The sequence below is a fragment of the Allobosea spartocytisi genome (assembly GCF_014764685.1).
GTDB classification, from domain to species: Bacteria; Pseudomonadota; Alphaproteobacteria; order Rhizobiales; family Beijerinckiaceae; genus Allobosea; species Allobosea spartocytisi.
Window position 1 is genome coordinate 22,630 of record NZ_JACXWY010000013.1, and the last position, 15,560, is coordinate 38,189.

Below are 15,560 nucleotides of genomic sequence, written 5' to 3' on the forward strand. Positions count from 1 at the left end.
GGAGACCGGCTGTGATCGCCGACCCGATGCCTCGCGGCCGCATATGAGCAAGCCTCTCGGCCCGCGTCCAGAAGCGCGGCGCATGGCGGAGCGGCGTCTCAGGCCTTTTCGGTGAGAAGAGGCTGCGCGGCGAAATCGCTGAGGATCGGGCAATCGGGCCGGTGGTCGCCATGGCAATGCGCCGCCAGATGCCGGAGCGTGTCGGCCATGGCCTGGAGTTCGGCCGCCTTGGCCTCGAGGTCGCGGATATGGGCCATGGCGAGCTTCTTCACATCGGCGCTGGCGCGGCTGCGGTCATGCCAGAGCGCCAGCAATTCGCGCGTTTCCTCCAGCGAGAAGCCGAGATCGCGCGCCCGCCGGACGAAGCGCAGCGTATGCACGTCGTCATCGGCATAGACTCGGTACTGCGCCGCCGTCCGCGAGGGCGCCTCGATCAGCCCGATGCTCTCGTAATAGCGGATCATCTTGGCGCTGACGCCGGACCGGGCCGAGGCTTCGCCGATATTCATCCTATGCCTCCACCTTGAAGCGCCGCAGTCGCAATGCGTTGGCCAGCACGCTCACGCTCGACAGCGCCATGGCAAGCCCCGCGAAGACCGGCGAGAGCAGGACGCCCCAGAGCGGATAGAGCAGGCCGGCCGCCACCGGAATCAGGATGGCGTTGTAGCCGAAGGCCCAGGCAAGATTCTGGCGGATATTCGTGATCGTCGCCTTCGACAGCGCGATGGCGCGCGGCACGCCCATGACGTCGCCCGACATCAGCACGACATCGGCGCTTTCGATGGCGATGTCTGTCCCGGTGCCGATGGCGATGCCGACATCGGCCTGGGCGAGGGCAGGCGCATCGTTGATGCCGTCCCCGACGAAGGCGACCTTGCGGCCATCCTTCTGCAAGGCCTTCACCACCTCGGCCTTGTCGGTCGGCAGCACCTCGGCGCGGATTTCATCGATGCCGAGCTGCCGGGCCACGGCGGCGGCGGTGCGGCTGTCGTCGCCGGTCACCATCGCGACCTTGAGGCCGAGCTGGTGCAGCGCTGCGATCGCGGCCGGCGTGGTCTCCTTGATCGCATCGGCGACGGCGATGACGGCGGCGAGCTTGCCATCGACGGCCGCATAGAGCGGGGTCTTGCCGGCTTCCGCCAGTGCCTGGGCCCGGCCCGCGAAGGCCGAAACGTCGATGCCGATCTGCGCCAGCAGCCTGTGGCCACCGATGGCGACGCGCCGGCCCTCGACGGTCGCCGTGACGCCACAGCCGGCATCACTGACGAAGTTGGCCGGCTCGGCCAGCGCAAGGCCACGCGCCTTCGCCGCCGCGACGATGGCCAGCGCCAGCGGGTGTTCGGAGCGGTTCTCGGCCGAGGCGATCAGACGCAGGATCTCGTTCGCCTCGAAGGTCTCATTCGGCTCGATATCGGTCAGCTCGGGCTTGCCCTTGGTCAGCGTTCCCGTCTTGTCGAGGGCGACGACCTGCACGTCGCGGAGAGCCTGCAAGGCATCGCCCTGGCGGAACAGGATGCCGAGCTCGGCGCCGCGCCCGGTGCCGACCATGATCGAGGTCGGCGTCGCCAGTCCCATCGCGCAAGGGCAGGCGATGATGAGCACCGCGACCGCGTTGACCAGCGCATAGGACAGGGCCGGGCTCGGGCCGAAGGCGAGCCAGACCAGGAAGGTCGCGAGCGCCACCGCCATCACCGCCGGCACGAACCAGAGCGTAATGCGGTCGACCGCGGCCTGGATCGGCAGCTTGGCACCCTGCGCCGCCTGCACCGTGCGCACGATCTGGGCGAGCAGCGTGTCGGAGCCGACCTTGCGGGCGGTGAAGCTCAGCGCGCCCGAACCATTGACCGTGCCGCCGGTGACGAGGCTGCCGGCTTCCTTGCGGACCGGGGCAGGCTCGCCGGTGATCATCGATTCGTCGACGAAGGAGGTGCCGTCCCGCACCTCGCCATCGACCGGTACACGCTCGCCCGGCCGCAGGATCACGGTGTCACCCGGCTTGACCTCGTCGACCGGGATATCGGTCTCGCTGCCCTGGCGCAGGATGCGCGCGGTCTTCGGCTGGAGTGCGATCAGGCTGCGGATCGCCGCGCCGGTCCGGCCCTTGGCGCGGGCCTCGAACCAGCGGCCAAGCAGGATCAGCGTCACGATGACGGCGCCCGATTCGAAATAGGTCAGCGCCGTTCCCGCCGGCAGCAGGCCGGGCAGGAAGGTCGCGACGCTCGAATAGAGCCAGGCAGCACCGGCCCCGAGCATGACCAGCGTGTTCATGTCGGGAGCGGCCCGCAGCAGGGCTGGGAAGCCCTTGCGCAGGAAGACCAACCCCGGCCCGAACAGCACGATCGTGGCGAGCACGAAGGAGAAGATGCGCAGATTACCCTCGCCGAAATTGCCGGCAAGCCAGTGGTGCAGGGCAGGAACCATATGGCTGCCCATCTCGATCGCCAGCAGCGGGATCGTCAGCACGCCGGCGAGGATGACCGAGCGCAGCAACCGCGCCTGTTCTTCCTCCTTCAGCATCTGCATATGGTCGTGCTGGCCGGCCGCATGCCCATCATCGGGCGTCACCGGGCTCGCCTCGTAGCCGGCCTTCTCGACCGCCTTGATCAGCTCGGGGCCAAGATCGCCGCCGGCCACGGCCTTCACGCTGGCGCGTTCGGTGGCGAGGTTCACGGTGGCCCCGACGACGCCGGGCACAGCCCGTAACGCCTTCTCGACATGGCCGACGCAGGACGCGCAGGTCATGCCGCTCACGGAAAGGTCAATCGTCTGCTCGGTCGGCTGGTAGCCTGCTTGGCGCACTGCCTCCTCGACCTGCCTCAACACGTCGCCGCCTTTGGCGAAGGTCACATGGGCGCGCTCGGTCGCGAGATTGACCGCGACCGACTCGACGCCCGGCACCGCCGCGATGGCGCGCTCGACCCGGCCGACGCAGCTCGCGCAGGACATGCCCTCCACGGCCATGTCGAGCGTCGCCAGCCCATCCTTCGTCCTGTCGATGACCGTCATCGCCGTCTCCTTCATCGTGATGACGGTTCATATGGGGCTTCCCATCATGGGAAGGTCAAGGGCGCGGCTGTGCCTTTTTTGCAGATGACCTCAGGGCGTCTCGACAGAGACGCTCTTGATGATGGCGTAGACCGGCTTGCCGATGGCCAGCGCAAGACTCGCCACCGATTTCGCCGTCAACCGCACGATCAGATTCGCAGCGCCGCAATCGAGCCGCAGATGCACGGTGCTGCCGCCTTCGCCCGTCCGCTCGCCGATCTCCGCGACCGTGCCGGGCAGGGCGTTGAGCGCGCTGGTTCCTTCAGGCGGTGCAAGGCTGAGCATGACGTCGCTCGCCATGATCCGCACGCGCAGCTGCTGCCCCAGCCTGAGCGCGCCGCGGGCAATGGCGAGTTCGCCCGCCGGCGTCGCCAGCCGGGCGAGGCCGAAGGCCTCGTCGAAGCCCGTCACCGCAGCGGAGAGCACCGCACTCGCCTCCGGCGCACCGGGCCGCGAGGCGAGGTCGACGCGCGCGAGGATCTCGGCCGTCGGCCCGCAGGCGGCGATCCGCCCGGCATCGACGATGGCGACGGTGGTCGCCAGCCGCGCCACCTCGGCGAGCGAATGCGAGACATAGACGATGGGGATGCCGACCTCGTCGCGCAGCCGCTCGATATGCGGCAGGATCTCGGCCTTGCGGGCCTCGTCGAGCGCGGCGAGCGGCTCGTCCATCAAGAGCAGGCGCGGCTGCGCCAGCAGGGCACGTCCAATGGCGACGCGCTGCTTCTCGCCGCCGGAGAGCGCGCCCGGCCGCCGCTTCAGCAGATGGCCGATGCCGAGCAGCTCCAGCACCTTGTCGAGCTCGGCCGGCTTTCGGACGGCATGCGGCACGAACCAATGCCCGAAGAGCAGGTTCTGCCGCACGGTGAGATGCGGAAACAGCCGTGCCTCCTGGAAGACGTAACCGATCCGCCGGCGATGCTTGGGCAGGAAGACGCCGCGCGCTGTATCGAGCAACGCCTCGCCCTCGACCCGCACATGGCCCGCCTGCGGGCGGATCAACCCGCCGATCACGTTCACCAGCGAGGTCTTGCCCGAGCCCGACGTGCCGAACAGCGCCGTCAATCGCCCTTGCGACTGGAAGGCCGCATCAAGCTGGAAGTCGCCCAGCCGGTGCCGGACGGCGATGTCGAGGACGGGCGTGGTCATTCGACGGCGATCCGCCGGCCGACCAGACGCGCCATCCATTCGGAGAGGAAGAGGGCGGCGACCGAGATCGCGATGGAGATGATCGTCAATCGCATCGCGCCCGTCTCGCCGCCGGGAACCTGGGTGAAGGTATAGATGGCGGAGGGCAGGGTCTGTGTCTCGCCCGGGATGTTCGAGACGAAGGTGATGGTCGCGCCGAATTCGCCCATCGCCTTGGCGAAGCACAGGATCATGCCGGCGAGGATGCCGGGCACGCAGAGCGGCAGCGTCACGACGAGGAAGACCCAGAGCGGATTGGCGCCGAGCGTGCCGGCGGCCGCCTCCAGCTTGCGGTCGACGGCCTCGATCGAGAGCCGGATCGCCCGCACCATCAAGGGAAAGCCCATCACGCCGCAGGCCAGCGCCGCACCGGTCCAGCGGAAGGAGAGAACGATCCCGAACCAGTCATAGAGGAACTGGCCGATCGGCCCGCGCCGGCCGAAGCCGATCAGCAGCAGATAGCCGGTGACGACGGGCGGCATGATCAGCGGCAGATGCACCGCCGCATCGAGCAGCGACTTGCCCCAGAAGCGTCCGCGCGCCAGCAGGAGCGCGACCACGAGCCCGAGCGGCAGGCTCGCGAGTGTGGCGGTCGTGGCGACGATCAGGCTCAACCTGACCGCCGTCCATTCCTCGGGAGTCAGCCAGTGGCTCAAGCCGGCAGGCTCACGACGACGAGGCGGGCTTGTTGAGGACGGTGAAGCCCTGCTTCTCGAAGACCGGCTTGGCCGCGGGCCCACGCAGATAGGTCAGGAAAGCCTGGGCGTCGGGATTGGCCGAATCCTTGGTCACGGCGACCGGATAGACGATCGGCGGGTGCGAGCCCTCGGGGAAGGTCGCGACGACCTTGACCTGCGGGTCGGCGGCGGCGTCGGTGGCGTAGACGATACCGAGCGGCGCCTCGCCGCGCGAAACAAGGAGCAGGGCGGCGCGAACATTGTCGGCCTGCGCGATCTTGTCCTTCACCTTGTCCCAGCCGCCGAGCTTCTCGAGCGCGGCCTTGCCGTATTTGCCGGCCGGCACGGAATCGACATTGCCCATGGCGAGGCGGCTCGAACCCAGCGCGCCGCTCAGATCGACGCCCGGCGCCAGCTCGACCTTGAGGGTCGTATCCTTGGCGCCGACCAGGACGATCTTGTTGCCGAGCAGGCTGACGCGGGTATCCGGCTTGATCAGGTTCTTGCTCGCCGCATAGTCCATCCAGTCGAGATCGGCCGAGACGAAGAGGTCGGCCGGCGCACCGCTCTCGATCTGCTTGGCGAGCACGTTGCTCGCGGCATAGGAGATCTTCGGCGCGGGCTTGCCGGTTTCCTTGACCCAGTTGGCGGCGGCCTCGTCGAGCGCGTTCTTCATGCTCGCCGCAGCGAAGATCACGAGATCCTTCGTCTGCGCCTGGGCGGCGTTGAAGCTCGGGGCGAGGCCCATCGCAAGAGCCAGGCCCATCCCGAGCATCGTCCGGCGGTTGATCATGCTGTCCCTCGCTGCGCTTATCGTTGTATATCGTTGGATATAGCGATGGTTGCCGTGCGCCCTCGGCCAAGTCAAGGACGGCCGGCTGCGACCGCGTGACCGACACATCACCAAAGAGAGAGCGACGATGAAGATCAGCGCGCGCAACCAGCTCAAGGGCCGAATCGTCGAGATCACCAAGGGCGCCACCACCGCCCATATCCGCATCGACATCGGCGGCGCGGTCGTCACCGCCTCGATCACCAATGCGGCCGTCGACGATCTCGGCCTCACCGTTGGCAAGGAAGCCTATGCCGTGGTGAAAGCGTCCGACGTGATGATCGCGATCGACTGATTTCGATGGTCCGCGAGAACGAGATCCGCGACAAAGAGGTCGCCGTCGCGCCGCCGCAGGCGACCGATGCCGGCCTCGCTTTCATCGGAACGATCCGCACGCCATGGACCTCGCGATTGGCCTGCCCACGTCAGGGCAGGGCGGATGGACCGATCTGCCGCATCGAACTCTTCGCGCCCTGGGATCAGGCGCTCGACGGCATCGAGCGCTTCGAGCGGCTGGAGGTGCTGTACTGGCTGCACCAGTCGCGCCGCGATCTCGTCCGCCAGAGTCCGGCCAACAACGGCGAGACCCGCGGCACCTTCGCCTTGCGCACGCCGGTCAGGCCCAATCCGATCGGCACCTCGATCGCGACGCTGGTCGCGCGCGAAGGCCCGGTCCTGCTGGTGCGCGGGCTCGACTGCCTCGACGAGACGCCGCTGCTCGACATCAAGCCGGATCGCACCCTGTTCAAGCCGATCGCCCCGCCGCAGCCGGGCGATTTCGAGACGGGGTGAAAATTCGCAATCGAACCAAGCCGTCATTCCGGGCTTGACCCGGAATCCATCCCAGAGCGTTGGCGCCCTTCGATGGATTCCGGATCGGCGCGGCTTCGCCGCTTGTCCGGAATGACGGCGCGGTTCGATGGGAACCCTCCCGCTCACCCGTGCGGGTGCTTGTGGATCGGGTCGACCCAATAGACCTCTTCCGGCTTCTCGACCGGGTCGACATCGGTGATGTTGACCACCACCGCCTCGTTGTCCGAGCGCACCAGCACGCATTGCAGCGGGTTGTCGGGATCGGCGTTGATCTCCTGGTGCGGCACGAAGGGCGGGACATAGATGAAATCGCCCGGCCCGGCCTCGGCGACGAATTCCAGCCGGTCCCCCCAGCGCATCCGGGCCTTGCCGCTCACCACATAGATCACGCTTTCGAGCGCGCCGTGATGATGCACGCCGGTCTTGGCGTTGGGCTCGATCGCGACCGTGCCGGCCCAGATCTTCTGCGCGCCGACACGGGCATGGTTGATCGCCGCCTGCCGGAACATGCCCGGCGTCTGGGCGGTGTTGGGATCGAGCTTGTCGCCGGTGATGACGCGCACGCCGTCATGCTTCCAGCGTGGCTCGTCATGGGCGTGATCGTGCGGATGGTCGTGGTCGTGCGAATGATCGCTCATGGCACCCTCCTGTTGTCCGTCCGAATTCAGGCCGTCTTCGCCGGCCCGGTCGCCAGAGGCCGGTCGCTCGCACCCCATTCGGCCCAGGACCCGTCATAGAGCGCGCGTCCCGGCTTGCCGATGCTTTCCAGCGCCGTCGACAGGATCGCGGCGGTGACGCCCGAGCCGCAGCTCGTGATCAGCGGCTTGTCGAGATCGATGCCCGCCTCGGTAAAGGCGGCCGCGATCGCGGCCGGGTCCTTCAGGCTGCCATTGGCGATCAGCGCGGTCGCCGGCACGTTGCGCGCACCCGGCATATGGCCGGAGCGGACACCCGCGCGCGGCTCCGGCGCCTCGCCGCGGAAGCGGTCGGCCGGGCGGGCATCGACGACCTGCGTGCCATTGGCGAGAGCCTTGGCGACATCCTCGGCGCTGGCGACGGCGGAATGGTCGAGCCTCGCGGTGAAGCTGCGGTTGGAGCGGGCGCGCGGCGGGCCGTGCTCGATCGGCCGGCCTTCGCTTTCCCATTTCGGGAAGCCGCCTTCGAGGATCACCACGTCCTTCGCGCCGAAGGTGCGGAAGGTCCAGCGCACGCGCGGCGCCGAGAACAGGCCGAGCCCGTCATAGACGACGATGCGCATGCCGTCGCCGATGCCCATGGCGCCGACCGCCGCCGCGAAAGCCTCCGGCCGGGGCAGCATATGCGGCAGGTCGGAGCCGGTATCCTTGACCGCGTCGATGTCGAAATGCACCGCGCCGGGAATGCGCCGCTCGGCAAATTCGGCATGCGGATCGCGGCCATGGGCCGGCAGATACCAGGAACCGTCGACCACGATGACGTCTGGCGCGTTCAGGCGCTCGGCGAGCCAATCGGTCGATACGAAAACGTCTTCGCGGGCCATGTGATGTCCTTGGGGATATTCGAGGTTTGTTGGTTATTGGAACCGCGCCGTCATTCCGGGCTTGACCCGGAATCCATCGTAGAGAGCATCGCCCGACAATGGATTCCGGATCGGCGCGGCTTCGCCGCTGGTCCGGAATGACGGTGTGCTTCCGTCGAAAACCGCTTCTCAGGCCAGCGCGATGCGGACGCGCCGGTTCTGCTTGCCCTTCTTCTCGATGTCGGTGACGGCGACAAGGCCGATCTCGGCGGTGTTGCGCACATGCGTGCCGCCACAGGGCTGGAGGTCGATATCGCCGATCGCGACCAGCCTGACCCGGCCGGAGCCGCGCGGCGGCTTCACCGACATCGTCTTGACCAGCCCCGGATTGGCGTCGAGCTCCGCGTCGGTGATCCAGCGCTCGGTCACGTCGGCATTGCGGGCGACGAGCGCATTGAGCTTCTCCGCCAGCTCGGCCTTGTCGAGCCCGCCCTCGGGAATGTCGAAATCGAGCCGGCCGTCGCCGTCGCCGATCGAGCCGCCGGTGACGGGGTAGGGCAGCACGACGCTCAGCAGATGGAGCGCGGTGTGGATGCGCATGCGCTTGAGGCGTCTCTCCCAATCGAGAATCGCGGTCACAGCTTCGCCGGGCGCGGGCGCCGGCTGCCCTTCGAGGGGAACATGCAGGACGCGGCTCTTGTCCTCGGGGTCGTAGATCGTCGTGCCGATCGCGATCAGGTTGCCGTCGGCCCGGCGCAGATGCCCGGCATCGCCGGGCTGGCCGCCGCCGGTCGCGTAGAAGATCGTCCGATCGAGGACGATGCCGCCGCGCTCGTTGACGGCTTCCACGGTCGCCGGCGTCTCCTTCAGATAGGCATCCTGGCGGAACAGCAGTTCGGTCGGCATGATCTCGTCGTCTCGCTCGCGGTGCTCGCGGCACCTTCGGCCCGCAGACTGCACCGATTGCCGGGCGTGTGCCACCTCATTGGCGGGATAACGGGGATGATGCAGCCTGCGAGGCTTACCGCCCCCCGATTCAATGCCTAGATGGCGGTATCGACCAATCCGGAGCCGCCATGGCCTTGCCCCGCATGAAACCGACGGACGGCGTCGCCTGGATCACCGGCGCCAGCTCCGGCATCGGCGCTGCCGTCGCGCTGGAACTCGCGCGGCGCGGCTGGACGGTCGCGGTCACCGCCCGCCGGACCGACGCGCTCGAGGCCGTCGCACGCGAGGCCGAAAGCCTGCCCGGCCGGATCGTCGCCCATGCCGGCGACGTCACCGATGAACAGGCGATGCGGGACATCGTCGAAGCCGTCGAGACCGTGCACGGGCCGATCGCGCTCGCTTTCCTCAACGCCGGCGTCGCCCCCGGCCCTACGGGCGGCCCGTTCGAGCCCGCAAACGTCGAAGCGGCGATGGCGGTGAATCTGTTCGGTGTCGCCAAGGGCCTGTCGGCGGCGCTGGGCCCCATGACGCAGCGCGGTCGCGGGCAGATCGCCGTCAACGCCTCACTCGTCGGTTATCGCGGCCTCATCGGCGCAGCCGCTTACGGCGCCTCCAAGGCAGCGGCGATCCATCTCTGCGAGGCCCTGTATCTGGACTGCCGCCGCGCGGGGATTCGGCTTCAGCTCGTCAATCCGGGCTTCGTCGACACGCCGATGACCCGGCGCAACCGCTTCGCCATGCCCTTTCTGATGAGCGTCGAGGAGAGCGCGCGGCGAATCGTCGACGGCTTCGAGCGCGGCGGCTTCGAGATCACCTTTCCGCGCCGTCTCGCCTGGATACTGAAGGCGGCCCGGCTGTTGCCCTATCCGGCCTATTTCGCGCTGCTCTCCAGAGTCGTCGACCGGCAGCGTTGAACCGACGTCAACGGCCGCGGATCGTGGCGAAAGCGTCGAGCGCGCGCTGGCGCCCGAGGGCGAGGTCGATGAGCGGGGCAGGGTAGGTCTCGCCGATCCGGATGCCCGCTGCACGCAGGGTCTCCTCCGAGGCTTTCCACGGCGCGTGGATCTCTGTGTCGGGAAGCCCGGCCAGCTCGGGCACCCAGCGCCGGACATAGGCGCCTTTCGGATCATGGGCCTGCCCCTGCGTGACGGGGTTGAATATCCGGAAATAGGGCGCGGCATCGGCCCCGGACCCCGCCACCCATTGCCAGCTCGCGGCATTGTTGGCCGGATCGGCATCGACCAGCGTGTCCCAGAACCAGGCTTCGCCCTCCCGCCAGTCCTGCAGGAGATGCTTGATGAGGAACGAGGCTACGACCATCCGCACGCGGTTGTGCATCCAGCCCGTGGCCCAGAGCTCGCGCATCCCGGCATCGACGAGCGGAATGCCTGTCCGGCCACGCTGCCAGCGGCGCAAGGCCTGCTGGTCCGCCTTCCACGGAAAGGCATCGAAGCGCGCATCGTAATTCCGCGTCGCCAGTTCGGGATTGTGGAAAAGCAGGTGATAGGAGAATTCGCGCCAGCCGAGCTCGGACAGGAATTTCTCGGCATCCGCCGCCGAGCCAACCGCCTCGCCATTGTCACGCGCCGTTCCGAGCGCATGCCAGATCTGGCGGGGGCCGATCTCGCCAAAGCGCAGATGCGGCGAGAGCCGCGATGTCGAGTCGCGGTCGGGGCGGTCGCGTCCTTCCGCATAGCCAGCAAGCGAATCGCCCAGGCAATCCTCCAACCGCTCCCGCGCGCCGTCCTCGCCCGGTGTCCAGGCGTCGCGCAGGCCACCGGCCCAGTCCGGCCGCGTCGGTTCGAGAGCGAGCTCTTCCAGGGCAAGCGCGCGTTTCCCGAACGAATCAGGCAGCGGGAAGGAACGGATTCGGGAGGGCGCGGGCAAAGGCGCTGCCGGCTCGCCGCGCTCGCGCGCCGCGCGCCAATAGGGCGTGAAAACCTTCATCGGCTGGCCGGTGCGCGTCGTCACCTGCCACGGCTCGTTCAGCAGGCTGGCGTTGAAGCTGCGGACCTCGATTCCCGCGCTGGAAAGCCTTTCCTTGAGTCGCGTATCGAGCGCGATCGATCCCGCCTCATAGCGGCGGTTCCAGGTAACGCGCTCGATTCCCGCCGCCTCGGTGAGGGCCGGCAGCAGCGTCGTCGGGGCGCCGCGCAGGATGTCCAGCCGGCCGCCCTTGCGGGTCAATGCGGCGGAAAGCGCCGCGAGCGAGCGCGACAGCCACCAGCGCGCCGCGCCGCCGAGAGGGCGCCGCTCGCCGTCTTCATCGAGAATATAGAGGCACAGGACAGCGTCCGATTCCGCTGCGCAGGTGAGGGCGGGGTTATCGGCGAGCCGCAGATCGTCCCGGAACCAGTGCAGGCTGCGCTGCGTCATCGGACCTCGCCAGAGCTTCTCGGGGGACGGACGGTGGCCTGCCGAACGGCGCGGCAGCCATCGCAATCGCCCCGGACGCTATACGCGGGAGCCAGACGATCGGTTTTCAAGAAGATTATTTGGAGGCCTCGCCCGGAATCGAACCGGGGTGCAAGGATTTGCAGTCCTCTGCGTAACCACTCCGCCACGAGGCCTTCCGGCGAAAACGGCCCAGCCGCATCCGCGAGAGCGGCTATAACCACAAGCCGGGACGCACCGCAACCCGGCATCGCATCTTTCACCTGTCCGACATGAAGATGTGTTTTGCGGTCGCAAAGGGGGTTGCGCTGTCGGGATCACGCCGCTATTACCCCGGCCACCGTTCCCGGATAGCTCAGCGGTAGAGCAATCGACTGTTAATCGATTGGTCGCAGGTTCGAATCCTGCTCCGGGAGCCAGCGAATTCAAGGGCTTGAGCGAAAGATCGCTCAGGCCCTTTTTCGTTCCCGGGCAGGGCAGGTCGTGCCGGGCCTGCCCCCCGGCCCGCACAGGCTCAAAGCTTACGAGACGATGGCCGCCTTCTTCGGGAAATTCCGCCGCCGGTCGCTCGATCCGGCAGGCGCATGCGACGCTCGCGGGATGCGAGCGCGCTTGCCTTTTGCGCCGCACTCGAACAGAAAGCTGCCATGAGCGGCGGTGCCGCGCCGGCTTCGGGCAAGAGGTCTGAGGCTACGGCCGGACCGCGTCGCGGACGGAGAGTTCAGGGCATGGAAGGTTTCACCGGGCTTCGCCGCAACATGGTCGATTGCCAGTTGCGGACCTATGACGTCACGGACCGGGCCGTGCTGGCCGCTGCGGACGAGGTCCCCCGGGAGGCTTTCGTCCCCGAGAGCCTGGCTCATCTCGCCTATCTCGACCAGGCCATCGGGCTGCCGGGCACGGGCCGGGCCCTGATGACGCCGATGGTGATCGCACGCATGATCCAGACGCTGGATATCGAGCCGGGCGAGGATGTCCTCGAATATGGCGGCGGCACGGGCTATGGCGCCGCGCTGATCGACCGGATGGGGGCGAAGGCGACGTTGTGGGAGCCCGATGGCGAAGCCCGCGCCCTGGCCGCCACCGCACTCGCGGCCGCCGGCAGCGGCGCCTCCGTCGCCGACAAGGAGCCCGCGGCGGGATCGTTCGACGCCATTCTCGTCAGCGGCTCCTGCGAGCTCGAACCGCGGAATCTGTTTTCGCTCCTGCGTCCCGAAGGTCGCTTGATCGTGGTGGAGGGGCAGGGGCGCGCCGCCCGCGTGAAACTCTACCAGAAATCGGCAGATGTTGTTGCCGGGCGTACCGTTTTCGACGCGGCAGCGCCGGAACTGGCGGAGTTCCGGCGTCCGCCGGCCTTCGTTTTTTGATTTTAAGGTGTCGCATTTTTACGGCACCTGTTCACGGAAACCAGTCCGGCGCGGCCATTGCATTGGCTCGAAGCGCCGGTAAGGGTATGAAATGACAACTTATGCCGAGGCTGGGGCGATGCCTGGGCGCGACTTTAGTGCGCACGAGAGGCGTCCAGTGGAACGACGAAGCGATAAGAAGAGTTTCGGATTCGGCGTCAGCGCCGTTCTGGCTTTGGTGCTTGCAGGCGGCTGGAGTGCCGCCGCGCAAGCCCAAACCATGGACGCGGCCTTGGCCCGCGCCTATGCGGGCAATCCGACCTTGAACTCCCAGCGCGCCTCGGTGCGCGCGACAGACGAGAACGTCCCGCAGGCGCGCGCCGGCTATCGGCCCCGAATCACGGCCTCCGCCGATATCGGCGCCAGCGTCCTCGATTCGTCGGTTCCCGCCGGGGCGGCCTCGTCCGCCTTCCATAACAACCTCACGACCCGGCTCAATCCACGCGGCGCCGGCGTGCAGATCACCCAGAACATCTTCGACTCGGGCAAGACCCGCAATTCGATCAGCCAGTCCGAATCGCAGGTCCTCGGTGCGCGCGAAACCCTGCGCAACACCGAGCAGAATGTGCTGCTCGATGCCGCGACCTCCTATATGAACGTGCTGCGCGACACGGCGATCCTCAATCTCAACCGCAACAACGTCGAGGTTCTGGAGGAGCAGCTGCGCCAGACGCGCGACCGATTTCAGGTCGGCGAAGTGACCCGCACCGACGTGGCGCAGGCGGAAGCCCGCCTGTCCTCGGCGCAGTCCCAGGCGATTCTCGCTGAATCGAACCTGAAGACCTCGGTGGCGCGCTACCGGCAGAATGTCGGCACCGAGCCGCGCTCGCTCGCCCCCGGCCGCCCGGTCGAGAACCTTCTGCCGAAATCGCTGCCCGTGGCGGTGAACCAGGCGCTCGCGGGCCATCCGGCGATCATCGCGGCGCTCCATGGCGTCGACGCGGCCGAGCTCCAGGTCAAGGTGACGCAGGCCGATCTCGGGCCGACCATCGGCCTGACCGGCTCGGTCCAGCAGCGTTACGACAACCAGTATTTCGGCGATAACCGCACCTCGGCCAGCATCGTCGGCTCCCTCACGATCCCGATCTACGAGGGCGGCCTGGTCTATTCCCGCACCCGCCAGGCCAAGGAGACGGCCGGGCAGCGTCGCATCGACGTCGACACGCAGCGCGACACGGTGCGCGCCGCGGTCATCTCCGCCTGGGGCGGGCTCGAAGCCGCCAAGGCGCAGATCATCGCGGCTCAGGCCCAGGTCGAGGCTTCCTCGACGGCGCTCGCCGGCGTGCGTGAGGAGGCCAAGGTCGGCCAGCGCACCACGCTCGATGTCCTCAACGCGCAGCAGGAACTGGTCAGCGCCCGGTCGAACCTGGTGTCGGCCCAGCGCGACCGTGTCGTCGCCTCCTATTCCGTGCTCTCGGCGGTCGGCAAGCTTTCGGCCCAGACCCTGAAGCTGAAGACGGCCAACTACGACTCGCGGCAGCATTACGACCAGGTCAAGGACCTCTGGTGGGGCACCCAGACCCCGGACGGGCGCTGAGCTCCGGCACAGTTCCGCGCAAGGCCGCCCCGGGCAGGGGCGGCACATTCGGGCAACAGCGCTGTTTTCTCCTGTGGGATAAGGCTTTGCCGCCTTGTCTGCCCGGAGTCTCATGGAATACTCCGCTTTGGAGCGGCGTTGATTCCATCGGCGCGCGCGCTGTCCAACGGTCCAGACTGTCATGAACGCGCAAGCCAAGCCCAATGAACCGTCGATGGAGGAGATTCTCGCCTCCATCCGCCGGATCATTTCCGACGACGAAGCCAAGCCCGCCGAAGCCGAGGTTGAGGCTCCGGCCCCCGAGCCGGTGCCGGCTTCGATCGACGACGACGTGCTGGATCTCGGCACGGAGGCCGCGTTCGTCGTGCCTCCCGCCGTCGAGCCGCCACCTGCGCCCACCGCCCCGGCCGAAGCCGAGGCTGATGTCGATTTTCGCGAGACCGAGGAGTCCGAGCCGCCGACTCCGGTCGCGACCATGGCCCCCGTCGAACCGACGCCGGCCCCTGTTGCCGCACCCCAGCCGGAACCGGCGCCGCGGCCCGTCGACATGGCGAGCCTCCTGTCGGATCAGGCGAGTTCCGCCGTCACCAGCGCGTTCGGGCAGCTTGCCAACACCGTGCTCAGCAGCAATGCGCGGACGCTCGAGGATCTCGTCAAGGACATGCTCAAGCCCATGCTGAAGACCTGGCTCGACGACAACCTGCCGTTGATGGTCGAGCGTCTGGTCCGGGCCGAGATCGAGCGTGTCGCGCGCGGCGGGCGCAGTTAGTCAGCTTTATTCGGTGCTGCGAGCGCGTCTCGCGGCCGGACGTGATGCCCGCAAGCCGTCGAAGGCCCCTGCCTCGTCGAGGCGCTTGAGCGCGAAACCTGCCATCGCGAGCGCGGCTGTCGGTGCGCCGAGCCGCGAAACCAGCATCGTCAGGCCGATCGCGAACGGGCGTGGGTAGCGGCCGGATGCGGCTTCCACGGTGATCCAGGCGCCCAGGGCGTGAACCAGTAATCTCATCTGCCTGTCCTCACAATCTGACCTTGCGGTTGCGCGGTGCCGCTGAGCGGGCGACAGCAATGCCCGGCGCGGCGGGCGGGCTCTTCCCGTGCTGATCTTGTGGGTGCAACCGCCCGCCGCGACGGAGGTTCCGTGCCATCGCGGCGATGCGGGGCGGGAACAACCGATCGTCTGAGGCGTAGGAGGGGCGCGAGCCGCGCAACTCGCGCAGGCCCC

Annotated in this window: 16 protein-coding genes and 2 tRNA genes; 7 read left to right on the forward strand and 11 right to left on the reverse strand. The window is 67.9% G+C overall.

Translation table 11 applies throughout. The annotated features are described in order from the left end of the window. Positions 1-98: 98 nt before the first annotated feature. From cueR to modA, 5 genes are all read right to left on the reverse strand, one after another. On the reverse strand, positions 99-509 hold the full coding sequence (gene cueR / locus IED13_RS18900) for a Cu(I)-responsive transcriptional regulator (RefSeq protein ID WP_112762187.1): 411 nt from the start codon (positions 507-509) through the stop codon (positions 99-101). A 1-nt stretch (position 510) separates the two neighbouring features. Continuing rightward, positions 511-3,006 carry a heavy metal translocating P-type ATPase gene (locus IED13_RS18905; RefSeq protein WP_248312666.1) on the reverse strand — a complete coding sequence of 832 codons (2,496 nt, stop codon included), beginning with the start codon at positions 3,004-3,006 and terminating at the stop codon, positions 511-513. A gap of 90 nt (positions 3,007-3,096) precedes the next feature. Then, on the reverse strand, positions 3,097-4,194 hold the full coding sequence (modC, locus tag IED13_RS18910; protein ID WP_191125099.1) for a molybdenum ABC transporter ATP-binding protein: 1,098 nt from the start codon (positions 4,192-4,194) through the stop codon (positions 3,097-3,099). Beyond that, positions 4,191-4,889, reverse strand: a complete 699-nt coding sequence (gene modB / locus IED13_RS18915; RefSeq protein ID WP_038367440.1) for a molybdate ABC transporter permease subunit — start codon at positions 4,887-4,889, stop codon at positions 4,191-4,193. Before modB ends, modC begins: the two co-directional genes overlap by 4 nt. Positions 4,890-4,899: 10 nt before the next feature. Beyond that, on the reverse strand, positions 4,900-5,703 hold the full coding sequence (gene modA / locus IED13_RS18920) for a molybdate ABC transporter substrate-binding protein (RefSeq protein ID WP_191125100.1): 804 nt from the start codon (positions 5,701-5,703) through the stop codon (positions 4,900-4,902). A 127-nt stretch (positions 5,704-5,830) separates the two neighbouring features. Between modA and IED13_RS18925 the strand changes: the two genes are divergently transcribed. Together IED13_RS18925 and tsaA are read left to right on the forward strand one after the other, a co-directional pair. After that, a complete protein-coding gene (locus tag IED13_RS18925) occupies positions 5,831-6,037 on the forward strand; it encodes a TOBE domain-containing protein (RefSeq protein ID WP_038367435.1) in 207 nt (68 codons plus the stop codon). Between the two features lie 5 nt (positions 6,038-6,042). Further along, positions 6,043-6,534: a tRNA (N6-threonylcarbamoyladenosine(37)-N6)-methyltransferase TrmO gene (gene tsaA, locus IED13_RS18930; RefSeq protein WP_191125101.1), complete on the forward strand. Its 492-nt coding sequence runs from the start codon at positions 6,043-6,045 to the stop codon at positions 6,532-6,534. A 143-nt stretch (positions 6,535-6,677) separates the two neighbouring features. Here tsaA and IED13_RS18935 read toward each other — a convergent pair whose 3' ends face one another. The 3 genes from IED13_RS18935 to IED13_RS18945 form a co-directional block, all read right to left on the reverse strand. Then, complete coding sequence (locus IED13_RS18935) at positions 6,678-7,193, reverse strand: cupin domain-containing protein (RefSeq protein ID WP_113252351.1); 516 nt, start codon at positions 7,191-7,193, stop codon at positions 6,678-6,680. Positions 7,194-7,219: 26 nt separating this feature from the next. After that, complete coding sequence (gene sseA / locus IED13_RS18940) at positions 7,220-8,074, reverse strand: 3-mercaptopyruvate sulfurtransferase (protein ID WP_191125102.1); 855 nt, start codon at positions 8,072-8,074, stop codon at positions 7,220-7,222. A 168-nt stretch (positions 8,075-8,242) separates the two neighbouring features. Further along, the gene (locus IED13_RS18945) at positions 8,243-8,959 is read right to left on the reverse strand and encodes an alanyl-tRNA editing protein (protein ID WP_191125103.1); all 717 of its coding nucleotides are present in this window, start codon (positions 8,957-8,959) and stop codon (positions 8,243-8,245) included. A gap of 170 nt (positions 8,960-9,129) precedes the next feature. Here IED13_RS18945 and IED13_RS18950 point away from each other — a divergent pair, with 170 nt between their 5' ends. Beyond that, positions 9,130-9,915, forward strand: a complete 786-nt coding sequence (locus IED13_RS18950; RefSeq protein WP_191125104.1) for an SDR family NAD(P)-dependent oxidoreductase — start codon at positions 9,130-9,132, stop codon at positions 9,913-9,915. 7 nt (positions 9,916-9,922) lie between these two features. On the opposite strand, the gene IED13_RS18955 is transcribed toward IED13_RS18950, so the two are convergent. Both IED13_RS18955 and IED13_RS18960 read right to left on the reverse strand, forming a co-directional pair. After that, on the reverse strand, positions 9,923-11,377 hold the full coding sequence (locus IED13_RS18955) for a cryptochrome/photolyase family protein (RefSeq protein ID WP_191125105.1): 1,455 nt from the start codon (positions 11,375-11,377) through the stop codon (positions 9,923-9,925). Positions 11,378-11,497: 120 nt separating this feature from the next. Next, positions 11,498-11,571: transfer RNA gene (locus IED13_RS18960), tRNA-Cys, on the reverse strand. Between the two features lie 168 nt (positions 11,572-11,739). On the opposite strand from IED13_RS18960, the gene IED13_RS18965 reads away from it, so the two are divergent. The 4 genes from IED13_RS18965 to IED13_RS18980 all read left to right on the forward strand — a co-directional run bounded on the left by IED13_RS18965 (position 11,740) and on the right by IED13_RS18980 (position 15,107). Then, positions 11,740-11,814 (forward strand) — tRNA-Asn (locus tag IED13_RS18965). Between the two features lie 309 nt (positions 11,815-12,123). Continuing rightward, on the forward strand, positions 12,124-12,762 hold the full coding sequence (locus tag IED13_RS18970) for a protein-L-isoaspartate O-methyltransferase family protein (protein ID WP_038367419.1): 639 nt from the start codon (positions 12,124-12,126) through the stop codon (positions 12,760-12,762). 259 nt (positions 12,763-13,021) lie between these two features. Next, positions 13,022-14,338 carry a TolC family outer membrane protein gene (locus IED13_RS18975; protein WP_248311264.1) on the forward strand — a complete coding sequence of 439 codons (1,317 nt, stop codon included), beginning with the start codon at positions 13,022-13,024 and terminating at the stop codon, positions 14,336-14,338. Between the two features lie 181 nt (positions 14,339-14,519). After that, on the forward strand, positions 14,520-15,107 hold the full coding sequence (locus IED13_RS18980; RefSeq protein WP_191125106.1) for a PopZ family protein: 588 nt from the start codon (positions 14,520-14,522) through the stop codon (positions 15,105-15,107). Between the two features lie 6 nt (positions 15,108-15,113). Here the strand turns inward: IED13_RS18980 and IED13_RS18985 are convergent, their stop codons facing one another. Beyond that, the gene (locus IED13_RS18985) at positions 15,114-15,344 is read right to left on the reverse strand and encodes a hypothetical protein (protein ID WP_133564231.1); all 231 of its coding nucleotides are present in this window, start codon (positions 15,342-15,344) and stop codon (positions 15,114-15,116) included. Between the last annotated feature and the right edge of the window lie 216 nt (positions 15,345-15,560).

Coding starts and splice junctions, on each gene's coding strand:
- cueR (WP_112762187.1), bottom strand. CDS start 509: ATGAATATCGGCGAAGCCTCGGCCCGGTCCGGCGTCAGCGCCAAGATG.
- IED13_RS18905 (WP_248312666.1), bottom strand. CDS start 3,006: ATGACGGTCATCGACAGGACGAAGGATGGGCTGGCGACGCTCGACATG.
- modC (WP_191125099.1), bottom strand. CDS start 4,194: ATGACCACGCCCGTCCTCGACATCGCCGTCCGGCACCGGCTGGGCGAC.
- modA (WP_191125100.1), bottom strand. CDS start 5,703: ATGATCAACCGCCGGACGATGCTCGGGATGGGCCTGGCTCTTGCGATG.
- IED13_RS18925 (WP_038367435.1), top strand. CDS start 5,831: ATGAAGATCAGCGCGCGCAACCAGCTCAAGGGCCGAATCGTCGAGATC.
- tsaA (WP_191125101.1), top strand. CDS start 6,043: ATGGTCCGCGAGAACGAGATCCGCGACAAAGAGGTCGCCGTCGCGCCG.
- IED13_RS18935 (WP_113252351.1), bottom strand. CDS start 7,193: ATGAGCGATCATTCGCACGACCACGACCATCCGCACGATCACGCCCAT.
- sseA (WP_191125102.1), bottom strand. CDS start 8,074: ATGGCCCGCGAAGACGTTTTCGTATCGACCGATTGGCTCGCCGAGCGC.
- IED13_RS18945 (WP_191125103.1), bottom strand. CDS start 8,959: ATGCCGACCGAACTGCTGTTCCGCCAGGATGCCTATCTGAAGGAGACG.
- IED13_RS18950 (WP_191125104.1), top strand. CDS start 9,130: ATGGCCTTGCCCCGCATGAAACCGACGGACGGCGTCGCCTGGATCACC.
- IED13_RS18955 (WP_191125105.1), bottom strand. CDS start 11,377: ATGACGCAGCGCAGCCTGCACTGGTTCCGGGACGATCTGCGGCTCGCC.
- IED13_RS18970 (WP_038367419.1), top strand. CDS start 12,124: ATGGAAGGTTTCACCGGGCTTCGCCGCAACATGGTCGATTGCCAGTTG.
- IED13_RS18975 (WP_248311264.1), top strand. CDS start 13,022: ATGGACGCGGCCTTGGCCCGCGCCTATGCGGGCAATCCGACCTTGAAC.
- IED13_RS18980 (WP_191125106.1), top strand. CDS start 14,520: ATGAACGCGCAAGCCAAGCCCAATGAACCGTCGATGGAGGAGATTCTC.
- IED13_RS18985 (WP_133564231.1), bottom strand. CDS start 15,344: ATGAGATTACTGGTTCACGCCCTGGGCGCCTGGATCACCGTGGAAGCC.